Consider the following 23,008-nt stretch of genomic DNA (forward strand, 5'->3'; position numbering starts at 1 on the left):
CCCCGCCCGCGGCCTGGGGAGCCGGTCAGAATGTCGTCCACTCGTCGGCGTCGGCCATCTGCCTCACCGGCACCGCCGACACCTTCGCCCGTCGCTGGCCGGCGCCCATGCTGGCGATGGTGCTGGCGCGCGCGGCTGCGGCGGTCTTGCTCGAACCGATGCTGAAGCGCTGCGCCTGATCGGCCAGCGTCGTCACTTCCGAATTGAGCGTCCGCGCCGCGGCGGAGGTTTCCTCCACCATCGCCGCATTCTGCTGGGTGGCGGTGTCCATGGCGGAAATCGCCGCCGAGATCTGCGTCACCGCCGAGGCCTGGGCCTGGTTGTCGGTCGCGATGCTGCTCAGCAGCGAATGCACCTCACCCACATCGCCGCTGATATTGGCCAGGGCGCCATCGACCCGCTGCACCATGCTCACCGCTGCGCCGATATCGTTCTGCGTCGCGGTCAGCTGGTCGCGGGCGCGGCCGGCCTCTTCCTCGGCGCGCATCGCCAGCGCGGAGACCAGATCGGCGACCACCGCGAAGCCGCGGCCCGCCTCGCCCGCACGGCCCGCCTCGACGGCGGCGTTCATCGCAAGCACCCGCGTCTGGAAGGCGATCTTGTCCAGCCCCTCGATCACGCTGTCGATGCCCTTGGCGCTGTCTGCCACGCGGGTCATTGCCTGCACCGCCTCGTCGGCGATCGAGCGGCCGCCGGAGACGGTGGAGATGGCGCCGTCTGCACGATCCAGCGTGCTGGTGGCGGCCATCGCGGTCGCCTTCAACCGGTGGTCCATCTGGGCGATCGCGGCGGAGGTCTCCTCCAGGCTGGCGGCGTTGCCTTCGGTCCGCCGGGCCAAATCTTCGCTGGCCTGGGCGATCTCGCTCGATCCGGTGCGGATTGCGGCGGCGGATTCGATCACCGATCCGATCAGCTCGCGCAGATTGGCGATCGCCTCGTTGAAGTTCTGGCGCAGCGCCGCATAGGCCGGCGGAAACGCCTCGGTGATGCTCGCGGTCAGATCGCCATGCGAAACCTTGTCGAGGTTCTGCGAGATCGTCGCGGTGACGAAATTCTGCTCCTCCACCGCCTTGGCCGCTTCGGCATCGGCGATCTGCTTCTGGCGGGCGTTCTCGCGGAAGACGAGCACCGCCTTCGCCATCTCGCCCACTTCGTCGCCGCGGTCGGCGGCGGGCACGTCGACCTTGGTGTCGCCATCGGCCAGCCGCGTCATCGTCCGGGTCATGCCCGCCAGCGGCCGCACGATCGCGCCCGAGAGCAGCCATGCCATCATCCCCGCGATCAGCGTGGCGATCACGCCGCCCACCACCACGGCCAGCATCGCGCCGTTCTTTGCGGCCGCCATTTCGGCGCGCTGTTCGCTGATCTTCTGCTGCTGTGCCGCGGCGATCTCGGCGGTCAGCGCGCGCACCTTGGGCAGCTGCTTCATGCCCGAGATTTCCTGCGCCCGCCCCCGCGTGGCCGGGTTGCGCGCCAGCTTGATCAGCTCGGCAAAGCGGCGGTCGTTCAGGTCCGCCACTTCGGCGCGCAGCGCCCGCAGCCGTTCCAGCTGTTCGGGCAGCTTGGTCGCGCTTTCGAACGCGCTCGAAGCCTTTTCGAAAGCCTTCATATTCTCGGCATATTCGCCGAGCAGTTCCTCGCGCCCCAGCATGGCGAAGCCGCGCAGCGCGTTTTCCTGCTGGATGATCGCGGCCAGCATCGCCTCGCCCTGCTGAGCGACATGGATGCTGTTCACATTGGCGTCGGACACGGCGGCCAGCCGGCTCAGGCTCAGATAGGTGTAGCTGCCCGAGGCGATCACCACCAGGATCACCGCGGCAAAAGCGGCCATCAGTTTCCCAGACAATCGCAGATTACGTATCGCTGACATGCAAGGACCCTCTCGTCAGTCGGAGTTCAAAAAACGAATTGCGCGCGCAGCACCAACGTCGTGCCACGATCGGTGCGTGCGGCGGTGCCGCCCGGCAGGCTGGCGGGGTTCAGCCGCCAGGCAGAAGTATTGGCCATCACCCGCATCAGGCTGCTCAGATACCAGTTGACGCCGGCGGTCAGCGTGGAGCCGGTGCCCCGCGTGCCGGGCGTGCGGACGATGAGTTCCTGGTAGCGCGCGGTGAGTTCCACCGGACCGCGGCCTCCCTGGAACACCGATCGCTTCACCACCGGACGCCCGATGCCGCCGGTCGCGGCCGCATAGGGCAATCGCGCGCGCCGCGGGTGCGGGTGGTATCGACGATCATCTGCCCCAGCGGGCGAAAGCTGGTGCCGCCATCGGCAGAGACCAGCACCGGCGAGCCGTTGCGCCACTGGATCGGCGGTAAACGCTGCGCCTGCACGACCACGCCCCCCGGCGCACCCGACGCCTCGGCAGCCGCAGACGTCGGCGCGGGCGCAGACGCGGGGACGGACACGGACGCAGGCGCGACGGCCGGCAAGCCAGGCGCCGCGCCGCCCCCACCGGCGCTCGAGGAATCGGAGATGCTGGACACCGGCCCGCTGACAAGCAGCAGGCCGGCACACAATTGCGCAAGACCCATTTCTATATCGTTCCCGAACGCGGGCTGAGCCCCTTGCCCAGAGAACCGACACGCCTTGGACATATTCTAGAGGAGGATTGGTGCAAACGTTCGGTTTCGGCGGGGATATGTAATAGTACGGAACAATCGTAATGACTTAGTTCGCATTGTTCGATTCCGCCGCTGGCATGGCGCGCGGCACCTGTCTGTGTTCTTTCCCAGAGAGGGAGCAGGACCGCCGCCGCAGGCAGTGGAGGGGCAACCCCGCCGCGGGAACGGACAATCAGATCATGCGGACGGAGATCAGGCTGCCGTATCGCAAGGCTTGGTGATCTGGTGATGCCCGAGCCAAAGGTCGTGCCCGGCTATCCCAATCGCTTCCTGCCGCGCGACAAGGCGCCGGGGAAGTAGCTGAAAAAGCGCACGCTGACCAACCTCTACAACGCCTGCCCGCAACGGCTGGCAAATGCGTAGGCCGCGTTCGATGCAGCGGTCGCCTACGCCTATGCCGGGGGCGAGGACTGGCGCGCCGGGCGGCTGGACGGGGACGAAATCTTCGCTCGCCTGGTCGCACTCAACCAGGAACGGACGGCGCCGCAATCAGGTTGAACCGATTGCACGGTCGCCCTCTCGCAAAATAACCGGCAATGCCGCACCACTCGCAAGTGGGCCCCTGCGGCATTGCCGGAGCAGCGACGCGCCGCGTCCGGCGCGTCGCTGCTATCCCTCGTCCCGTCGCTTCCGCCGTTCCAGCTTGTCGAGTTCGCGCTCCAGCCGGGCGAGCGCCTGCCCGCGGTCGCAGCGGGGCAGTGGGTGGTGGGTGGGGCGCAGGCCGGCTTCGATGTGCGGGCGGCGGGATCGCAGCAGCAGCACCCCCTCCTGTGGAGTCATCCGTTCCAGCGGCTCGGGCATGTCGGCAATGTCCTGCCAGTCCTCCAGCGGCGCGCCGTCGGGCGCGAGCGAGTCGATCGCGTGGGCGAGCAGCGCCAGTTCCAGCCGGTCATAGCCTTCCTGCAGCGCCATGCGCATCGCGGCGGCGAAGGCGGGGGAGTTCTGGCGGCGGGTATAGATGGCGTTATAGCCGACGCCAGCCGCCTGAGCGGAGAGCCGCACATTGGCCGTGGCGGCGAGGTGCGCGAGGAAGCGGCGCTCGCCGTCCACGGTCAGCGCGCCCTTGGGGCTTCGCCGCACCTGGATTCGCCGCCCGCGCGATCCGCGCACGCTATATTCGCCGCCCCTGGTCACGGTGGGGTCGTCGCCCGCCGGTGCCCCTGCCCGCCCGGCGGCGAGCTGCGCCTGGCCATAGGCGAGGGCCGCATCCCATTCGGCGGCGAAATCTGGGTTGCGGGCGCGGCGCTTCTGGAAGGTCTTGCGCGTCAGCCCCACCGCCTCGGCAGCCAGCGTCACATTGGCGGTGCGGCGCAGCGCCTGCAGGAACCGCCGGTTCTCCCGCGCCCGATCGTTCGTCGTGCCCCGCATCGCGCTGCCCCCGCCTGCTGCCCATGTCGGCGCGAAGATGGCTGTTCCTTTTTTGTTCTTCAAGACCCTCAACCCTCCCGCAGGCCGAGAGACGTCGACCCCGCACCCTGTGGGCGAGGAAAGAGCCCCATTGCGCGAGCGATGGGAGGGTGAGGGTGAGCCCATCATTGCCCTGCCCCTCTCCCGCGCCCGCCCTCTCGACCATTGACTCCCCTGCCGAATCCGCTATGTGCGCGCTTCCTCTTTCGGGAGGAATCCGTCCGAGACAGCGAGCGACCGGAATCTGCCGGTCTTGATCTCTCGCCTAGACGGGGAACGATTTTTCCGATGCGGCCCGCCCTTGTGCGGGTGCTGCGTTCGGGTCACGCCCAGGGATTTCCCCGGCCGCTGACGATCCACCCCCTCGGACATTTGAGAGCCTGGCCCGCTTTGGCGGGTCGTAACCGGGGCTCCCTGTCGCAGGGGAGCCTCATGTATGAGGAAACCGGCATGGATCGTTCCCAGAAGGCCGACGCCGTTGCCGAGCTGAACCGCACTTTCAACGAGGTCGGCGTGGTGGTCATCACCCGCAACCTCGGGATGACCGTCAAGCAGTCGACGGACCTCCGCAACAAGATGCGCGAAGCCGGTGCGAGCTACAAGGTCTCGAAGAACAAGCTCGCCAAGATCGCTGCCCAGGGCACCGATTATGCGGTGCTCGCGGATCTGCTGACGGGTCCGACGGCGCTCGCCACTTCCGTGGATCCCGTGGCTGCGGCCAAGGTGGTCGCGGACTTCGCCAAGACGAACGACAAGATCGAGATCGTCGGCGGGGCCATGGGCGGGCTGCTGCTGGATGCCGCCGGCGTTCAGGCACTGGCCTCGCTGCCGTCGCTGGACGAGCTGCGCGGCAAGCTCGTGGGGCTCATCGTGGCGCCCGCGACCAAGCTCGCCACGATCGCCCAGGCGCCCGCGGCGCAGATCGCGCGCGTGCTTGCAGCGTACAGCGAGAAGGAAGCTGCCTGACACCTTGTCGGCAGTTGCGACTTTTATCCCGAACTTTTGATTTAACTGGAGTGTATCATGGCTGACCTTAACGCAATCGTCGAACAGCTTTCCGCGCTGACCGTTCTCGAAGCAGCCGAGCTGTCGAAGCTGCTCGAAGAGAAGTGGGGCGTCTCGGCCGCCGCTGCCGTCGCCGTTGCTGGCCCGGCCGCTGGTGGCGCCGCTGCCCCGGCCGCTGAAGAGAAGACCGAATTCGACGTGATCCTCACCGGCGACGGTGGCAAGAAGATCAACGTCATCAAGGAAGTCCGCGCCATCACCAACCTCGGCCTCACTGAAGCCAAGGCCCTGGTCGAAGGCGCTCCGAAGCCGGTCAAGGAAGGCGTGTCCAAGGACGAAGCCGAGAAGATCAAGAAGCAGCTTGAAGAAGCCGGCGCGACCGTCGAGGTCAAGTAAGGCTTCTGCGCCGGCCTTCAAGGCTTGCGAAACGGAAAGGCGGCTCGGGAACGAGCCGCCTTTTTGCGTGACCGGTGCCGACCTGTTGAAGCCGTTACTGTCGCTGGCGTACCCTTCGCTCCGCCTCCGCGCGGATGCGGGCATTTCTCGCACGCTCCAGACGCTCGCGGTCGACCGCTTCGCGCTCCTGGCGCTCCTGCTCGCTCTGTTCGCGATCCTCGCGCGCCATACGCTCAGCAATGCGCAGCCGGATCGCTTCCAATTCGGGTGACGCATCTTCCACCGCATTGTTCGTGCGAAGCAAGTCGTGCTTGTTCACCCGCTCCGTCGCGGCGATGCGATCGGACCAGTGCCGCGGGCGCTCGCGGGGCTTGCTGCGGGCAAGGTGTGCTCGCCGCAGCGCCGCACGATAGACATGAAACATCCGCGCCGAATGCACGCCCGTGAACAGCGCCGCGAGGACGCCCGCAGTGATGTAGACCGTGCTGCCGGGCTGCGGTGCTTCAAGGACGATCAGCACCATCAGGTAGCTGAGCAGCATCATCAGCGCGCAATACGCGCCGAATTCGACGGACAGCAGAAGATATCGACGAACGGATTCAGAGTTCATGGTACGCAAGCCCCCGCGACTGGCGCAAAAAGCCGCAGAGGCGCGCTGCTCGCCCATTTCGCACCTGCTTCATCAACGAAAATCGTTAGGAAATGCTTAGCGGCAACCCCGCCCCGCTACCGAAAAATGCGTCGAGATTCTTCTTCCTCGATAGCTTCCCGCGCCATCCGATCGGCGATGCGCAAGCGAATCGCCTCCAGCGACATGCTGGGATCGATCTCGAAATCCGGATCTTCGGAGTCGGGATCTTCACCGAGCGCAATCCGCTTCGCCCGATATTCCCTCTCGACCGCCTCAAGCTCTTCGAGCAGCTTCACCCGAGCCGGATCGCCGCCCTGCGCCTCCAGCCGCTCAGCCGCAATTCGTTCGGACCAGCGCAGCGTCCGCCGTTCCTCAGCCGACACCTCCGGAAGCGGCTCGGGTGCGGGCTCCAGCGACAGGCCTGCCGCGCTCAGCCGCTTCCGCCACCGCCGATAGCGGCTGTACATCCGCAGCGCATATACGCCCGTGAAGATCGCCATGGCAATGCAGGTATTAATGTACCACTTCGCATTTGCCTGCGGAGCATATTCGACCAGCGTGTACATCGCCGCACCAAGTACCGTCATGAAAACGAAATAGGTGAGGAATTCGATCGCTTCGTAGAAGTATCTTCGGATCGTAGCGATGTTCATGGCCCTGCTCCACGGCAAGCTGGCAGCTCCGCAAAACTGCCATCGAGCCCCAAACGACGCCGTCTCCGGCTTCGCTGCCACTCAACATCATCAGACTTAACGAATTATGCAGACACCAAGGTTATCGCTTCGGGAATTATACTGATCTCGTGCGCGATACACGCGATCGGCGTTTATTGAATGCGCCGAAAACATGTGAGGTGGGCGCCGAGCCGCTGCCCACCCCCGCACGTCGTTTCGGTTAGAACCTGCCGGTTAGCTGAACACCGTAAAAGCGCGGTTCGGCAGGAATATAGGTGGGGTTATTGAAGCCCCCGCCAGTGTTGCCGGCATCGAGCAGGTACCGCTCGTTAGTGGCATTGCGGACATAGCCCGCAACTTCATACCGTCCTTCGGCGAAGCTGAGCCCCGCCCGCACGTTCACCAGCGTTACCTTGTCCTGCGAGATCGCCTCCCGGTTAGGGATTTCGAAGAAGATTTTGCTGCGATAGGTAACGCTCGGCGTTGCGAACAGGCGCACCCCGTTGGCCACCGGCGCATCGACGGTGAAGCCCGCCGCCCATTGCAGCCGCGGCTGCAGGCGGAAGCGGTTGCCCGCATAGATGCCGTTCGACCGGTCCTTGTCGACGCCGCCATCGATGAAGCCGGCATTGCCGAACAGCGTCAGCCAATTAGTCGGGCGTAGTTGGCCCTCGGCCTCGAAACCCAAGTTGCTGGCGGTGCCGGCGCTTTCGGTAACGGTGGAACCTACCGGACGGCCAGAGGGATCGTTGGCTTCGGTAACGGTACGGTTGATCTGGAAGTTCTTGTACTTCTGATAATAGACGCCGAGCGAGCCGGTAAACATGCTGCGGGCCAGCTTCACACCGCCTTCATAGTTCCACACCGTCTCTTCCGGGATCACCGACAGCGAGGTCGCGCCCTGGTTCACCGTGGGAGACCGCCGCCCCTTGGATACGGTGGCGTACAGATTCACCGCGTCGGTCAAGCGATACAGGACGTTGAAGCGCGGCAGAAAGGCCTGGAAGCTGTCCTGCGCCCAGAGCGTGCCGTTGGTAGTCGCCTGCCCGGGGATGAGCGCCGCCCCACTCAGCAGCGATCGCGGCGCTATCGAAACGAAGCCCGACTTGCGCTGTTCGATTAGCGCTCGAATGCCCGCCGTCAGTTCAAGGCGCTGGGTCGGCATCCAGGTTGCTTCGCCGAACATCGAATATTGATCATTGATGCCCTTGTTGGTGAAGATGGAGCGGTAGGGGATTTGCGTCAATGCGCCGCGCGTGAGCAGCGGGGTGGCTTGTGCGGCGGTAACCACGCCAGTGGAAGAGACGCAGCCCAGCGCGGGGATCACGTTCGACGCGCACTGGATGTAGATGCCCTCCTCGGTCGAGAACGGCACTTCCTGACGGCTGTTCTCGTGAAACACGTTCCAGCCGAAGCTGGTGCGGACATGATCGTCGGAATAGGCGAAGCGGCCTTCGTGGCTGATCTGCGAGCCATAGGCGCCCTCGGCGAATTCGAGCCACCAGGCAGCCGATCCGTCCGCGTCGAAAATCTCGAGCGAGTTGAACGCTCGATACCCGTTGACGGTCGTGAAACTCCAGCCCTCGCCAAAGTCATAGCTGGCGGTCAGATTGACGTCGTACACGTCGCGCGTCAGCCCGAGCTTGTCGGCGCCCAGCGCCGTTGCCGAGAAAGGCGAGCCGGAAAGATTGGCCGCCCCGAACGGATCGGCCGGCCCGGCAGACGTGGCGAAGCGCCGCGAGATGAACGGCGTGCCGCTATTGCGCTGCCGGTCATAGGTGCCGATCAGGTCGATGGCCAGCGCATCGTCCGGCGTGTAGCGCAGCGACGCGCGCAGGCCGAGCTGGTTCTGCGCGTACAGATCGTCCTGCGTCGGGGACAGGTTCTCCACATAACCATCGCGCTTCTTCCACTCGCCGGCGACGCGCGCAGCGATCACGTCATTGCCGATGTTGAGGTGGCCGCTCACTAGATAGGCGTTGTAGTTGCCATAGCCGGCAGTCAGCTGGCCGGACACGCCGGCCTTCGGCCGCGCGGAGAGGATGCTGACGGCGCCGATCGTCGATGCGGTGCCGAACAGCGTCGCCTGTGGCCCCTTCACCACTTCGATCCGGTCGACGTCATAGATCGCCTGATATGCGCCACGCGAGCGCGAGATATCGATGCCGTTATAGTAGAGCGTAACGCGCGCCGCCTGCTGCGCCGATCCGCTGTCCGATGTGATGCCGCGGATCACGATGCCGGGATTGTTGGCGCTCTGCTCCTGGATGTTAAGGCCGGGCACATAGTTCGAAAGCTCATCAAGATCGCTGACGCCGATCCGGCGCATTTGCTCCTGCGTCACGGCGGTGATCGTGATCGGCACCTCGCTGAGCTTCTGCTCGACCTTCTGCGCCGTAACGATGATGTCCCCACCCGGCCCCTCGCCCTGCGCCGCGTCCTGCGCCTGTACCGCCGTGGCCGAGACGGTCGCGAGCAACGCGGCAAGCAGACCCGATTTCTTGTAGTTCATAATGCCTCCCTTGTTCGGAAGGCCGGTTGGCGGGAGATTGTTAAGGCTTCACTGCACCCCGACGACAGAATTGTTTCCACCCAGTAATCGCTTGGCCACTACCCCCGCTTCCTGACGCCACGCCCTTTGACATCCCCTTCCCCGGCGCCTATATCCCCGCCCTGGCCCTTCGATCGGGAAATGGTACGCCGTCGCGCAGCGCACCGAACGTATGGATCGGAATGGCCATTAGACGCCATGAAGCTGCCGAATCCCGAAGATCGGGGGTCGCGCAGCCTTTTGGCGTCGCTTTGCACGTCCTGGCTCCCGGACAGGGGCAGCGAGTTTACGGCTGACGAGGCAACACACACCTATGGCTACCAAGGCAATCGAGGGCGGCACGCTGAAGCGCCGCATCCGCAAGGTGTTCGGCGACATCCACGAAGTGGTGCAGATGCCGAACCTGATCGAGGTTCAGCGCGAATCCTACGAACAGTTCCTGCGGTCGGACCCCTCGATCGGCTATGTCTCCGGCCTCGAGAAGACGCTCCGCAGCGTGTTCCCGATCCGCGACTTCGCCGGCACCGCCGAACTCGACTTCGTGACCTACGAGCTCGAGGATCCGAAGTTCGACGTGGACGAGTGCCGCCAGCGCGGCATCACCTATGCGGCGCCGATGCGCGTTACCCTACGCCTCATCGTGTTCGAGGTCGATCCCGATACGGAAGCCCGGTCGGTGCTCGATATCAAGGAGCAGGACGTGTACATGGGCGACATGCCGCTCATGACTGAGAACGGCACGTTTTTCATCAACGGCACCGAGCGCGTCATCGTCAGCCAGATGCACCGTTCGCCGGGCGTGCTGTTCGACCATGACCGCGGCAAGACCCATGCTTCGGGCAAGTATCTGTTCGCCGCGCGCGTGATCCCGTATCGCGGTTCGTGGCTGGACTTCGAGTTCGACGCCAAGGACATTGTCAACGTCCGCATCGACCGCAAGCGCAAGCTGCCGGTCACCAGCCTGCTATACGCGCTCGGCCTGAACAGCGAAGACATCCTCAACCAGTTCTACAACCGCGTGACCTATGTCCGCGGCCCGAACGGCTGGCAGATCCCCTTCCAGGCCGAGAACTGGCGCGGCCAGAAGCCGATGTTCGACATCGTCGATGCCGCATCGGGCGAAGTCGTGTTCCCCGCCGGGCAGAAGATCAGCCCGCGCGCGGCGAACAAGGCGGCGAAGGACGGCCTCGCCACGCTGCTGATCCCGACCGAGGAAGTCTTCGGCCGCTACAGCGCCTATGACCTGATCAACGAGCAGACCGGCGAGATCTACATCGAAGCCGGCGACGAAGTGTCGGCCGAGAATCTCGAGAAGCTCGACAAGGCCGGCATCGATCGGCTCGAACTGCTCGACATCGATCACATCACCACCGGTCCGTGGATCCGCAACACGCTAAAGGTGGACAAGGCCGAGGAGCGCGAGCAGGCGCTGGCCGACATCTACCGCGTGATGCGTCCTGGCGAACCGCCGACGCTAGAGACCGCGGAATCGCTGTTTGCCGGCCTGTTCTTCGATCCGGAGCGCTATGATCTCTCGGCCGTGGGCCGCGTTAAGCTCAACATGCGCCTGGGCCTCGACACGCCGGACACCGTGACCACGCTGCGCACCGAGGACATTCTCGAAGTCGTCAAGACGCTCGTGAACCTTAAGGACGGCAAGGGCGAAGTCGACGACATCGACAATCTCGGCAACCGTCGCGTTCGTTCGGTGGGCGAGTTGCTCGAGAACCAGTACCGCGTCGGCCTGCTCCGCATGGAGCGCGCCGTGAAGGAGCGCATGTCGTCGGTCGACGTGTCGACGGTGATGCCGAACGACCTGATCAACGCCAAGCCCGCCGTCGCCGCGGTGCGCGAATTCTTCGGTTCGTCGCAGCTGTCGCAGTTCATGGATCAGACCAACCCGCTTTCCGAAGTGACACACAAGCGCCGCGTTTCGGCGCTCGGGCCGGGTGGTCTGACGCGTGAGCGCGCAGGCTTCGAAGTCCGCGACGTTCACCCGACCCATTATGGCCGTATCTGCCCGATCGAAACGCCGGAAGGCCCGAACATCGGTCTGATCAACAGCCTCGCGACCTTCAGCCGCGTCAACAAGTACGGCTTCATCGAAACGCCGTACCGCAAGATCATCGACGGCAAGGTGACGAACGACGTCGTCTATCTGTCGGCGATGGAAGAGCAGAAGCACACGATCGCACAGGCATCGGCCGAGCTCGATGAAACCGGTGCGTTCGTCGACGATCTCGTCTCGGCCCGCCAGGGCGGCGAATTCCTGATGGCGCTGCGCGATCAGGTGACGCTGATGGACGTATCGCCAAAGCAGCTCGTTTCGGTCGCCGCGTCGCTGATCCCCTTCCTCGAGAAGGACGACGCAAACCGCGCGCTGATGGGCTCGAACATGCAGCGTCAGGCCGTGCCGCTGGTGAAGGCGGAAGCGCCGTTCGTCGGCACCGGCATGGAAGCGACCGTGGCCCGCGATTCCGGGGCCGCGATCGCCGCCAAGCGTTCGGGCGTGGTAGACCAGGTCGACGCGACCCGTATCGTCGTCCGCGCGACGGGTGACGTGGACGCCAGCGAGAGCGGCGTCGACATCTACACGCTGATGAAGTTCCAGCGCTCGAACCAGTCGACCTGCATCAACCAGCGTCCGCTGGTGAAGGTTGGCGACATCGTGCAGGCCGGCGACGTGATCGCCGACGGCCCCTCGACCGAGTTCGGCGAGCTGGCGCTGGGCCGCAACGTGCTCGTCGCGTTCATGCCGTGGAACGGTTACAACTACGAGGACTCGATCCTGATCAACGAGCGCATCGTGAAGGACGACGTGTTCACGTCGATCCACATCGATGAGTTCGAGGTGATGGCGCGCGACACGAAGCTCGGGCCGGAAGACATCACCCGCGACATCCCGAACGTCGGCGAGGAAGCGCTGCGCAACCTCGACGAAGCAGGCATCGTCTATGTCGGCGCCGAAGTGGAGCCGGGCGACATCCTGGTCGGCAAGATCACCCCGAAGGGCGAAAGCCCGATGACGCCGGAAGAAAAGCTCCTCCGCGCCATCTTCGGCGAAAAGGCCAGCGACGTGCGCGACACGTCGCTGCGTCTGCCGCCGGGTGTTTCGGGCACGATCGTCGACGTCCGCGTGTTCAACCGTCATGGCATCGACAAGGACGAGCGCGCCCTGGCGATCGAACGCGAGGAAATCGAGCGCCTGCGCAAGGATGCCGACGACGAACGCAACATTCTCAACCGCGCGACCTGGTCGCGCCTACGCGAGATGCTGCTGGGTCAGGTCGCCACCGGCGCGCCGAAGGGCCTGAAGAAGGGCGTCACGATCGACGAGGAGTTGCTGGACAGCGTCGACCGCCACGAGTGGTGGAAGTTCGCCGTTCAGGACGACGCGATGCAGGGCAACCTGGAAGCGGTGAAGGGCCAGTATGACGAGGCCGTGAAGCGCATCAAGGACAAGTTCGAAGACCGCCGCGAGAAGCTGGAGCGGGGCGACGAGCTGCCGCCGGGCGTGCTGAAGATGGTCAAGGTGTTCGTCGCAGTGAAGCGCAAGCTGCAGCCGGGCGACAAGATGGCCGGCCGCCACGGCAACAAGGGCATCATCAGCCGCATCCTGCCGCAGGAAGACATGCCGTTCCTGGAGGACGGTACGCCGGTCGACTTCGTGCTCAACCCGCTGGGCGTGCCGAGCCGCATGAACGTCGGGCAGATCTTCGAGACCCATCTAGGCTGGGCCGCGCGCGGTCTGGGCCGGAAGATCGGCGATGCGCTCGATGCATGGCGTGCAGCCAACCCCAACCCGCAGGCCGGCGAAGCGCCGGAAGCGGTCAAGGAGCTGCTCGGCACGGTCTATGGCGACAACTACAAGGACGAGTTGAACCGCCGCTCGACCGAGCAGCTGGTCGACCTGGCGCAGAACGTCCGCTCGGGCGTGCCGATGGCCACCCCGGTGTTCGACGGCGCCGTGGAAGCCGACGTTTCGGCGATGCTGCGGATGGCGGGCCTGGACGAATCCGGCCAGGTGACGCTGTTCGACGGCCGTACGGGCGAGGCGTTCGATCGCAAGGTGACGGTGGGGTACAAGTACGTGCTCAAGCTGCACCACTTGGTCGACGACAAGATCCACGCGCGTTCGATCGGGCCGTACAGCCTCGTCACCCAGCAGCCGCTGGGCGGTAAGGCGCAGTTCGGCGGCCAGCGCTTCGGTGAAATGGAAGTGTGGGCGCTCCAGGCCTATGGCGCGGCGTATACGCTCCAGGAAATGCTGACGGTGAAGTCGGACGACGTGGTCGGCCGCACCAAGGTCTACGAAGCGATCGTCAAGGGCGACGACACCTTCGAGGCCGGCATTCCGGAGAGCTTCAACGTGCTCGTCAAGGAAATGCGCTCGCTGGGCCTGAACGTCGAGTTGAAGACGGCCGAACTCGGCTTCGACGACGACGGCGTGCAGATCGCAGCGGAGTAAGGAACCGGCGCCCCACCTTCCTTCGGGCAAGTGGGGCCGCCAGTCACCTGCCGCCGAAAAGACATCCCCTCCCCTAGCCCCTCCCGTTCGCGGGAGGGCGATGGAGTGAAGAAATGAACGAACTGACGAACTTCGCGAACCCGCTCGCCAAGCCGGAAACCTTTGACCAGATCCAGATCGGGATCGCGTCGCCGGACCGTATCCGCAGCTGGTCGTTCGGCGAAATCAAGAAGCCCGAGACGATCAACTACCGCACGTTCAAGCCCGAGCGTGACGGCCTGTTCTGCGCGCGCATCTTCGGTCCGATTAAGGATTACGAATGCCTGTGCGGCAAGTACAAGCGCATGAAGTACAAGGGCATCGTCTGCGAAAAGTGCGGCGTGGAAGTGACCGTATCGAAGGTCCGCCGCGAGCGCATGGGCCATATCGAACTGGCTGCCCCGGTCGCGCACATCTGGTTCCTGAAGTCGCTGCCAAGCCGCATCGGCCTGCTGCTCGACATGCAGCTGAAGCAGCTCGAGCGCGTGCTGTACTTCGAGAGCTACATCGTCACCGAGCCGGGCCTCACCCCGCTCGAGAAGTTCCAGCTCCTCACCGAGGACGAACTGCTCGACGCGCAGGATGAGTATGGCGAAGACGCCTTCTCCGCCGGTATCGGCGCGGAAGCGGTCAAGATCATGCTCATGGATCTCGACCTCGAGGGCGAACGCAAGGAACTGCTGGAAGAACTGGCAGTCACTAAGTCGGAGCTGAAGCCCAAGAAGATCATCAAGCGCCTGAAGGTCGTCGAGAGCTTCATCGAATCCGGCAACCGCCCGGAATGGATGATCCTGGACGTCGTGCCGGTGATCCCGCCCGAGCTGCGCCCGCTGGTGCCGCTGGACGGCGGCCGCTTCGCGACATCGGATCTGAACGATCTGTATCGTCGCGTGATCAACCGTAACAACCGCCTCAAGCGGCTGATGGAGCTGCGCGCGCCGGACATCATCGTCCGCAACGAAAAGCGCATGCTGCAGGAAGCCGTCGACGCGCTGTTCGACAACGGTCGCCGCGGCCGCACCATCACCGGTGCCAACAAGCGTCCGCTCAAGTCGCTGTCCGACATGCTCAAGGGCAAGCAGGGCCGCTTCCGTCAGAACCTGCTCGGCAAGCGCGTCGACTATTCGGGCCGTTCGGTCATCGTGACCGGTCCGGAACTCAAGCTGCACCAGTGCGGCTTGCCGAAGAAGATGGCGCTCGAGCTGTTCAAGCCGTTCATCTATGCCCGTCTCGATGCCAAGGGTCTGTCCATGACCCTGAAGCAGGCGAAGAAGTGGGTCGAGAAGGAGCGCAAGGAAGTCTGGGACATCCTGGACGAAGTGATCCGCGAGCACCCGGTTCTGCTGAACCGCGCGCCGACGCTCCACCGTCTGGGCATCCAGGCGTTCGAGCCGGTGCTGATCGAAGGCAAGGCGATCCAGCTGCACCCGCTGGTCTGCTCGGCGTTCAACGCAGACTTCGATGGTGACCAGATGGCCGTCCACGTTCCGCTGAGCCTTGAGGCGCAGCTGGAAGCGCGCGTGCTGATGATGTCCACCAACAACATCCTGTCCCCCGCCAACGGCAAGCCGATCATCGTGCCGTCGCAGGACATGGTCCTCGGTCTCTACTACATCACGATGGAGAAGGAGAACGAGCCGGGTCAGGGTATGCTGCTCGCCGACATGGCCGAAGTGCACCAGGCACTGAACGCCGGAGCGGTGACGCTGCACACCAAGATCACCAGCCGCGTGCCGCAGACCGACGAAAACGGCCAGACCTACCTGAAGCGCTATCAGACCACGCCGGGCCGCATGCTGCTCGGCGAGTGCCTGCCGAAGAGCCACAAGGTGCCGTTCGACGTCGTCAATCGCCTGCTCACGAAGAAGGACGTGGGCGACGTGATCGACGAGGTCTATCGTCACACTGGCCAGAAAGAGACCGTGCTGTTCGCCGACGCGATCATGAGCCTCGGCTTCCGCCACGCATTCAAGGCCGGTATCTCGTTCGGCAAGGACGACATGATCATTCCGGACGCGAAGGTGGGCCTGGTCGACGAGACCCGCGCGCTCGTGAAGGATTATGAGCAGCAGTATCAGGACGGTCTGATCACGCAGCAGGAAAAGTACAACAAGGTGATCGACGCCTGGAGCCGTTGCGGCGACCAGGTAGCCGCGGCGATGATGGACGAGATCAAGTCGGTTAAGTTCGACGAGACGACCGGCCGTCAGATGCCCGACAACGCCATCTACATGATGGCCCACTCGGGTGCCCGTGGTTCGGCGGCGCAGATCAAGCAGCTCGCCGGCATGCGCGGCCTGATGGCCAAGCCGTCGGGCGAGATCATCGAAACGCCGATCATCTCGAACTTCAAGGAAGGTCTGACCGTTCTTGAATACTTCAACTCGACCCACGGCGCCCGTAAGGGCCTCGCGGACACCGCGTTGAAGACGGCGAACTCGGGGTACCTGACCCGTCGTCTGGTCGACGTGTCGCAGGATTGCGTCGTCATGGAAGACGATTGCGGTACCGAGCGCGCGCTTGAGATGAAGGCGATCGTGCAGGGCGGTTCGGTCATCGCGTCGCTCGGCGAGCGCATCCTGGGCCGCACCACGGCCGAGGATATCGTCGATGCGAAGACGGGCCAGGTGGCGATCCCGATCGGCACCCTGCTCGACGAGCCGATGATCGCGCAGATCGAAGCGCTCAGCGTGCCGGCGGTGAAGATCCGCAGCCCGCTGGTCTGCGAAGCCAAGCTCGGCGTGTGCGCCAAGTGCTACGGGCGCGATCTCGCCCGCGGTACCCCGGTGAACATCGGCGAAGCAGTAGGCGTCATCGCGGCGCAGTCGATCGGCGAGCCGGGCACGCAGCTGACGATGCGTACCTTCCACATCGGCGGCGCCGCGCAGCTCAACGAGCAGTCGAACCTCGAAGCGCCGGTGGACGGCAAGGCCGAGTTCCGCGACCTGCGCCTGATCGAAGATCAGCGCGGCCGCCGCGTGGTGCTCAGCCGCTCGGGCGAAATCGCGATCATGGACATGGATGGCCGCGAGCTGGCCGTGCACAAGATCCCGTACGGTGCCTATGTGATGTTCGACGACGGCCACTTGGTCAGCGCCGGCGATCGCATGGCGGAATGGGATCCGTTCACCATGCCGGTGATCACCGAAACCGGTGGTGTCGTGAAGTATCAGGACGTCATCGAAGGCAAGACCATGACCGAGCAGGTCGACGAAGCGACGGGTATCGCCCAGCGCGTCGTCACCGAATATCGCGGTGCGGGTAAGAAGGAGGACCTGCGTCCTCGCCTGACCCTCACCGGCGAAGCTGCCGCCGAAGCCGCCCGCTACATGCTGGCGCCGGGCGCGGTGATCTCGGTCGAGGACGGTGCCACGGTGCAGGGTGGTGACGTTCTGGCCCGTGTGGCCCGCGAATCCGCCAAGACCCGCGACATCACCGGCGGTCTGCCGCGCGTCGCCGAGCTGTTCGAAGCGCGTAAGCCCAAGGAAAATGCCATCATCGCGAAGGTCTCGGGTCGCGTGGTGTTCGGCAAGGACTATAAGGCCAAGCGCAAGATCGGCATCCAGCCCGAGGATGGCGGCGAGGTCGTGGAGTATCTGGTCCCGAAGTCGAAGGTAATCGACGTTCAGGAAGGCGACTACGTCAAGCGTGGCGACAACCTGATCGGCGGTTCGCCGGATCCGCACGACATTCTGGAAGTGCTCGGCATCGAGCCGCTGGCCGAATATCTGGTGAGCGAAATCCAGGAAGTCTATCGACTGCAGGGCGTGAAGATCAACGACAAGCACATCGAGGTGATCGTTCGCCAGATGCTGCAGAAGGTCGAGATCACCGACGGCGGCGACACCACGCTGCTGGCGGGCGAGCAGGTCGATCGCGACGAGATGGACGAGCACAACGCGAAGCTCCAGCCGGGCCAGCAGCCCGCGATGGGCAAGCCGATCCTGCTCGGCATCACCAAGGCGTCGCTGCAGACCCGCAGCTTCATCTCGGCCGCGTCGTTCCAGGAGACCACCCGCGTGCTCACCGAAGCGGCCGTCCAGGGCAAGATGGACACGCTGCAGGGCCTGAAGGAGAATGTGATCGTCGGCCGGCTCATCCCCGCCGGTACCGGTGCGGGCATGAACCGTCTGCGCGTTGCCGCCTCCTCGCGCGATGCGGCGCTCCGCGTCGCCCAGCGCCGGATGCAGGAAGTGTCGCTGATTGCCCCAGCAAGTGCGGCCGAAGAGCATGCCGCCGAGCTGGCCCGCAGCCCGCGGGATGCGGGCGGCACCGGCAGCGATCCGCTGGCGGAAGTGGCGCCTTCAGGCCACGGCACCGACGCGGATGCCGGCGAATACCTGAACGAGGCGGAGTGATCTCCCCCGTTCGGGGGCTCGCCGCCTGACCGGACGTACCAAGAAAAGAGCCACCGCCCGGCATCCCGGGCGGTGGTTTTTTTTGCGCTTATGCCGAAGCTCCGTGGCGGGCCCGCCGTGCCTTCCGGTGCTGCAGGCAAAGGCAAGGATGCCCTTTTGATGTTATCTGGCAGCGGCGCGGAGCTTGGCGAACAGGTCCGTGAAGGTCAGGCGGGTATCGATCGTGCGATAAACCCGCATCGGCCGACCTTTCGGATCGGGCCTATAGCTCCCGTCTTTCCCTAGCATGGGCGTGGGACGGATGACATAGAGGCTGGAAGCGCTGTCCGGCTCGTAGGGGGTCTGCAGCGCGGTTAGCGTCACCAGCGGACTGTCGCCCAAAATATAGGTTTCACCAAGCCGATCGGGGAAGCGCGCGCGCACTCGCTGCAACGCGTCGAGCAGATAGGCCCCCGCCGGACCACCTGAGGCCAGTTCGGCCTCCAGTTCGGCCATGCCGATAGTCAGTTGGCGATAGGCGTTGCGCGGCACCTGCCAGATCGTCACGTCACTGGCGTTGAACAGCGTTTCCACCGCAGCCGCATCGATGGTCAAGTTATACTCGGCGTCGGTCCGCGCGGGCAACTCGGGATTGAGATCGGGCCATTCCGATCCGCCGATCCAGATCAGCGTTATCCGCCGCCCGATCTCCGGGGCGATGCGCACCGCTTCGGCCAGTTCCGTAAGCCCTGCCCCGGCACAGTAATAGAGCGGCAGATTGGTATCGGTGCGCAGCGCTTCGGCAAGAATGCGATCGACTGCGGGCGTGCGCTGCGGCGGGGCGCCATGCGCCGGCGCCGTATTCCGCCCGGCGAGGATCGGCGGGACGGGCACCCCCAACAGCCCCGCCAGCGAGCGGGCAGCTTCGGCGGCATTGTCCGCCTGGCGAGCCGAGCCGTCCATAAAGTCGCCGACATGGATATGCGATCCGATCACCAGTGGGATCGTCACTGATGGCGAAAGCAGGTGATGGGCAAGCTGGAACAGCCCGTCCGGATCGCCCGAATAGTCGTTGTCGAGGATTACGCGGGCGCGGGGCGGCTGGGCTGCCCGGACCGGCGGCGCGAGCGTGATTAAGGCCAGTCCTGCAGCGCCAGCCAGCACCGCGCGCCGGCCGGGTTTCGGCTCGATCATCTGTTCCTCTCCCTCAATCGAATGGCACGATGCAATCGCCCAGCCGTTCCGCCTCGCTGTGGTCGTGTGTCACCAGCAAGATAGGCAGGCGCAGTTGATCCCGCAGGCGTTCCAGCAGCGCAAGGATTTCCTCACGCCGAGCCCGATCAAGCGAGGCGAGCGGCTCGTCCAGCAACAAGAAGTCGGGATCGGACAGCAGGGCGCGGCCGATCGAAACGCGCTTCGCCTCGCCGCCGGAAAGGGTGCGCGGCCAGCGATCGAGTAGCGGCGCGATGCCGAGCAGGCCGATCACATCGCCCACATCCGCCGCAGCGCCCTTCCGCCATGCATAGAGCAGGTTGGCGCGCACCCGCAGGTGCGGGAACAGCCGCGCATCCTGGAACACATAGCCCGCGCGCCGCGCCTCTGGCGGCAGGTCTATCCCGGTAGATCCGTCGAACAGCGTCCGCTCGGCAACGCGGATATGCCCCGCGTCTGGCCGCAGCAATCCGGCAACCATGTTCAGCACGCTCGTCTTGCCGGCGCCGGAAGGGCCGAACAATACCGTCACGCCCGCACCGGGCGCGATGCGGCAGGCGACGTCCGCATCGCCGATCCGTCGCCGGACGTCGATGTCAAAGGACATGGGTGCCCCGCCCCGTGCGCCGCGCCACCAGTTCGGAGGCGACCAGCGCAGCGAAGGCGATCGCCACCGAAATGCCGGCAAGCCGCAACACCTGCCCCTCCCCGCCCGGCGCCTGCAACGCGGCATATATGGCGAGCGGCAGCGTCTGCGTCTGGCCCGGAACATTGGACACGAAGGTGATCGTCGCACCGAACTCGCCCAGCGCCCTGGCAAACCCCAGCACCACTCCTGCGATCACGCCGGGAAGCGCCAGCGGCACGGTGATCGTGGCGAAAACCCGTAACGGCGATGCGCCCAGGCTCCGCGCGGCCTGTTCGAGCCGCCGATCGACGCCCTCCAGCGACAGCCGGATCGCTCGGACCATCAGCGGTAGTGCCATAAGCGCCGCGGCAATGGCGGCGCCGCTCCAGTGGAACAACACGGTCGCACCGAACCAGCGCGCCAGCAGGCCGCCGATCGGGCCCGCCGGCGCGAAGGCCAGCAGCAGCAGCCATCCGGTCACCACCGGCGGCACCACCAGCGGCAGGTGCACCAGCGCGTCGAGCAGCAGCTTGCCCGGAAAGCGCGTGCGCGCGAGCAGCCACGCGAGCCCGAACGCCACCGGCAGCACCGCGAGAACCGCCACCCCGCCTACCTTTAGCGACAGCGCAACGATGCTCCACTCGGCGGGCGTCATCATTGCGGCGTGAAGCCATAGCGGGCGAAGATTGCCTTGCCCGCGGGGCTGAGAAGGAACTGGCGGAACGGTTCCGCGTCGAGGCTGGCCGCGCCGGCCAGCCGTGCCACGGGATATTGAATGGCCGGATGGCTATTCTCCGGAAAACTGCCCACCACCCGCACCCGGGCGGAAGCGCGAGCATCGGTCGCGTAGACGATGCCGAACGGCGCCCCTCCGCGTTCCACCATTGCCAGCGCCGCACGCACATTTTCCGCTCGCGCCAATCGTGGCGCAATCCGCTCCCACGCCCCGATCGCCTGCAACGCGGCCTTCCCGTATATGCCGGCCGGCACGACATCCGGATCGGCCATAGCCAGCCTTTCGCCGCCAAGCGCCTCGAGCAGCGGTGCCGCGTTGTTCAACGGGACGCTCCGTCGGTCAGCGGCTGCGGCGACGAGAACCAGCCGGTTCCCCAGCAGCACTGCCCGCGATCCGGGCGCCAGCCGCCCCGCTCTTTCCACCGTATCCATCCAGGGCAGGTCGGCGGAAACGAATAGATCCGCCGGCGCGCCCGCGACGATCTGCCGCGCCAGCGAGGACGAGGCCGCAAAGGACAACACCGGGCGCGGATGGCCCAGGGCCGCCCAGGCATCGGCGGCGGCCGTCATCGATTCCTGCAGGCTCGCAGGCGCGAGTACCAATGGCGGTTGCGGCGCCGAGCAGCCGGACAGGGCCAGCGACATCACGACAAACGTCCCGATCAGCGCGCGGCGGCTTAGGGGCTGGATCGGGCGAGACATTGTCGGCGGTACCTGTTGCAGCGGAAGCCACGGGGTTCGCGGCTTGCCGCGAGAGTGTCAAGCGCTGGCCTGGAACGGACCGAGTGCAACGGAAAAGGGCCGGCGGATTGCCCCCGGCCGGCCCCTCCCCTGTTATCCCAAGGCCCTGGCGAGCCTTGGAACATCTGCGCCGTGCGGAGCCCGCCCGAAGGCCCGCACTGGCATTCAGGCGGCGCGCACCGCCATGGTTATCCCACCGCGGCGGCGCAGCGCCGCACCGGCGAATCCGAAACCGAACAGGATCGTCACCCAGCTCATCGGCTCCGGCACGGCCGTCACCGAACGATAGATGGCGGTGGAGTCGATCGTGTAATTGGTATTCGCCAGCACATCGAGGTTGAGGTTCCAGCCGATAGCATCGAACGCCGCCAGATCGGTGGAAGTAATCACTCCCATCTCGCCATAGCAGAAGGTCGGATCCATCACGCCGATCTGGTTATAACCATCGCAGCCGCCGGCGTTGCTCGGCGTGTCCTTGAAATGCGACGCCTGGCGGCCGTCGCCATTATACGCGCCCGTCGACATCAGCGAGCGATTGTTGAACTGCGTGAGGCCGCCGTCCAGCGAGAAATAAGAGGCCGTGCCCACCGACCAGTCGAGCACCGGGCCGCTGCCGGGCGCGACATTGCGCGGATCGCTGCTGTAGCGGAACAGGTCGAGCACCGATCCCGCCGACTGATTGTTCCAGTTGATGCTATTGCCAGTCGTGGCGTTCGGGCCGACGCCCGAATACTGATCGTACAGATCCACGCCGCTGGTGAAGCCCAGCGCATGGCCGATCTCGTGGATGGCGACGCCGATGAAGTCCATCTGGTTGGCGGAAATGCCGTTCATCGGATTGAAGTCGAACGCGAAGGCCGAGCTGAAGGTGATGTTCGCATCTGCCCCGCTCAGGCCGGTATAGCCCAGCGCCTTTAGATTGGCCGATGTCACCGACAGGCGGGCATTGTTGGTGCCAATCGATGTGTCATATTGCGAGGAATTGAGGTTGATACCCAGATTGCCGTTCAACGGCGCGTTGCGCACCATCGAAATGCCACGGATGGGGCCGAACAACGGATCGTTAAAGGTGGTTTGCGACAGCACCGGCAGCACGGCGGACAGATCCAGCGCCGAATTGCCGACATCCCCCAGCGCCCCGATTACGTCCTCGGTCGCCACGCCATAGCGGGTGCTGGCGGTCGATCCGATCACGCCTTCGCGCAGGGCGCTGTAGCCCACGCCGAGATTCACGGTGACGTTGGTGGAGATCACGCTTTCCCAGTAGGCAGCCGCGATCTTGAACCCGAGTTCCGCCTGGCTCCCGGTGACGCCGCCATTGTCGATGAGGTTGATCTTAAGCTGCGCCTGCGCCGGCACGGCAAATGCGGCGCCGCCCAACACGGCGCTCGCCATCAGAATCCGCAAGACCTTACGTAATGCCATGAATTCCCCCACTTTTCAGCAGACCGAGCTGTCGGCCTTCATGAGAGAATTAACGGTTTATTACGCGTTAACGTCAAGAGCGACAGAAAACGGGACACATATTTAGAAAAAAATGAGCAAAAATGTCACACATTG

General features: G+C 65.0%; 16 protein-coding genes. 4 read left to right on the top strand and 12 right to left on the bottom strand.

Going from position 1 to position 23,008, the window contains the following annotated elements; genetic code table 11:
- Positions 1 to 25 precede the first annotated feature (25 nt).
- From B215_RS0114145 to B215_RS20180, 4 genes are all read right to left on the bottom strand, one after another.
- The gene (locus B215_RS0114145; RefSeq protein ID WP_019370300.1) at positions 26 to 1,831 is read right to left on the bottom strand and encodes a methyl-accepting chemotaxis protein; all 1,806 of its coding nucleotides are present in this window, start codon (positions 1,829 to 1,831) and stop codon (positions 26 to 28) included.
- A gap of 65 nt (positions 1,832 to 1,896) precedes the next feature.
- Positions 1,897 to 2,157, bottom strand: coding sequence for a porin (locus B215_RS21575; protein ID WP_160327956.1), 261 nt, complete (start codon positions 2,155 to 2,157; stop codon positions 1,897 to 1,899).
- A complete protein-coding gene (locus B215_RS21680; protein WP_201785392.1) occupies positions 2,154 to 2,408 on the bottom strand; it encodes a hypothetical protein in 255 nt (84 codons plus the stop codon). Before B215_RS21680 ends, B215_RS21575 begins: the two co-directional genes overlap by 4 nt.
- Before the next feature lie 825 nt (positions 2,409 to 3,233).
- On the bottom strand, positions 3,234 to 3,992 hold the full coding sequence (locus B215_RS20180) for a hypothetical protein (protein ID WP_019370304.1): 759 nt from the start codon (positions 3,990 to 3,992) through the stop codon (positions 3,234 to 3,236).
- Between the two features lie 489 nt (positions 3,993 to 4,481).
- Between B215_RS20180 and rplJ the strand changes: the two genes are divergently transcribed.
- Both rplJ and rplL read left to right on the top strand, forming a co-directional pair.
- A complete protein-coding gene (gene rplJ / locus B215_RS0114170) occupies positions 4,482 to 4,997 on the top strand; it encodes a 50S ribosomal protein L10 (protein ID WP_026009268.1) in 516 nt (171 codons plus the stop codon).
- Between the two features lie 57 nt (positions 4,998 to 5,054).
- Positions 5,055 to 5,432 carry a 50S ribosomal protein L7/L12 gene (rplL, locus tag B215_RS0114175; RefSeq protein WP_019370306.1) on the top strand — a complete coding sequence of 126 codons (378 nt, stop codon included), beginning with the start codon at positions 5,055 to 5,057 and terminating at the stop codon, positions 5,430 to 5,432.
- A gap of 94 nt (positions 5,433 to 5,526) precedes the next feature.
- On the opposite strand, the gene B215_RS0114180 is transcribed toward rplL, so the two are convergent.
- The 3 genes from B215_RS0114180 to B215_RS0114190 all read right to left on the bottom strand — a co-directional run bounded on the left by B215_RS0114180 (position 5,527) and on the right by B215_RS0114190 (position 9,249).
- A complete protein-coding gene (locus B215_RS0114180; RefSeq protein WP_236704474.1) occupies positions 5,527 to 6,099 on the bottom strand; it encodes a hypothetical protein in 573 nt (190 codons plus the stop codon).
- A gap of 59 nt (positions 6,100 to 6,158) precedes the next feature.
- On the bottom strand, positions 6,159 to 6,716 hold the full coding sequence (locus B215_RS0114185; RefSeq protein WP_019370308.1) for a hypothetical protein: 558 nt from the start codon (positions 6,714 to 6,716) through the stop codon (positions 6,159 to 6,161).
- Between the two features lie 241 nt (positions 6,717 to 6,957).
- Complete coding sequence (locus B215_RS0114190; protein WP_019370309.1) at positions 6,958 to 9,249, bottom strand: TonB-dependent receptor; 2,292 nt, start codon at positions 9,247 to 9,249, stop codon at positions 6,958 to 6,960.
- Between the two features lie 352 nt (positions 9,250 to 9,601).
- Here B215_RS0114190 and rpoB point away from each other — a divergent pair, with 352 nt between their 5' ends.
- Positions 9,602 to 13,756 carry a DNA-directed RNA polymerase subunit beta gene (gene rpoB / locus B215_RS0114195; protein WP_019370310.1) on the top strand — a complete coding sequence of 1,385 codons (4,155 nt, stop codon included), beginning with the start codon at positions 9,602 to 9,604 and terminating at the stop codon, positions 13,754 to 13,756.
- Between the two features lie 113 nt (positions 13,757 to 13,869).
- Positions 13,870 to 18,153, top strand: a complete 4,284-nt coding sequence (rpoC, locus tag B215_RS0114200) for a DNA-directed RNA polymerase subunit beta' (RefSeq protein ID WP_019370311.1) — start codon at positions 13,870 to 13,872, stop codon at positions 18,151 to 18,153.
- A gap of 162 nt (positions 18,154 to 18,315) precedes the next feature.
- On the opposite strand, the gene B215_RS0114205 is transcribed toward rpoC, so the two are convergent.
- From B215_RS0114205 to B215_RS0114225, 5 genes are all read right to left on the bottom strand, one after another.
- Positions 18,316 to 19,326 (bottom strand): nucleoside hydrolase, encoded by a 1,011-nt coding sequence (locus B215_RS0114205; protein ID WP_019370312.1) that lies wholly within the window; start codon positions 19,324 to 19,326, stop codon positions 18,316 to 18,318.
- A gap of 13 nt (positions 19,327 to 19,339) precedes the next feature.
- A complete protein-coding gene (locus B215_RS0114210) occupies positions 19,340 to 19,951 on the bottom strand; it encodes an ATP-binding cassette domain-containing protein (RefSeq protein WP_019370313.1) in 612 nt (203 codons plus the stop codon).
- Complete coding sequence (gene modB / locus B215_RS0114215) at positions 19,941 to 20,630, bottom strand: molybdate ABC transporter permease subunit (protein WP_019370314.1); 690 nt, start codon at positions 20,628 to 20,630, stop codon at positions 19,941 to 19,943. The genes B215_RS0114210 and modB overlap by 11 nt, the downstream gene beginning before the upstream one ends.
- Positions 20,627 to 21,409 carry a molybdate ABC transporter substrate-binding protein gene (gene modA, locus B215_RS0114220; protein ID WP_019370315.1) on the bottom strand — a complete coding sequence of 261 codons (783 nt, stop codon included), beginning with the start codon at positions 21,407 to 21,409 and terminating at the stop codon, positions 20,627 to 20,629. The genes modB and modA overlap by 4 nt, the downstream gene beginning before the upstream one ends.
- Before the next feature lie 204 nt (positions 21,410 to 21,613).
- Positions 21,614 to 22,873: an NF038122 family metalloprotease gene (locus B215_RS0114225; RefSeq protein ID WP_173644881.1), complete on the bottom strand. Its 1,260-nt coding sequence runs from the start codon at positions 22,871 to 22,873 to the stop codon at positions 21,614 to 21,616.
- Positions 22,874 to 23,008 lie beyond the last annotated feature (135 nt).

The organism is Sphingomonas sp. ATCC 31555, assembly GCF_000282895.1.
GTDB lineage: Bacteria > Pseudomonadota > Alphaproteobacteria > Sphingomonadales > Sphingomonadaceae > Sphingomonas.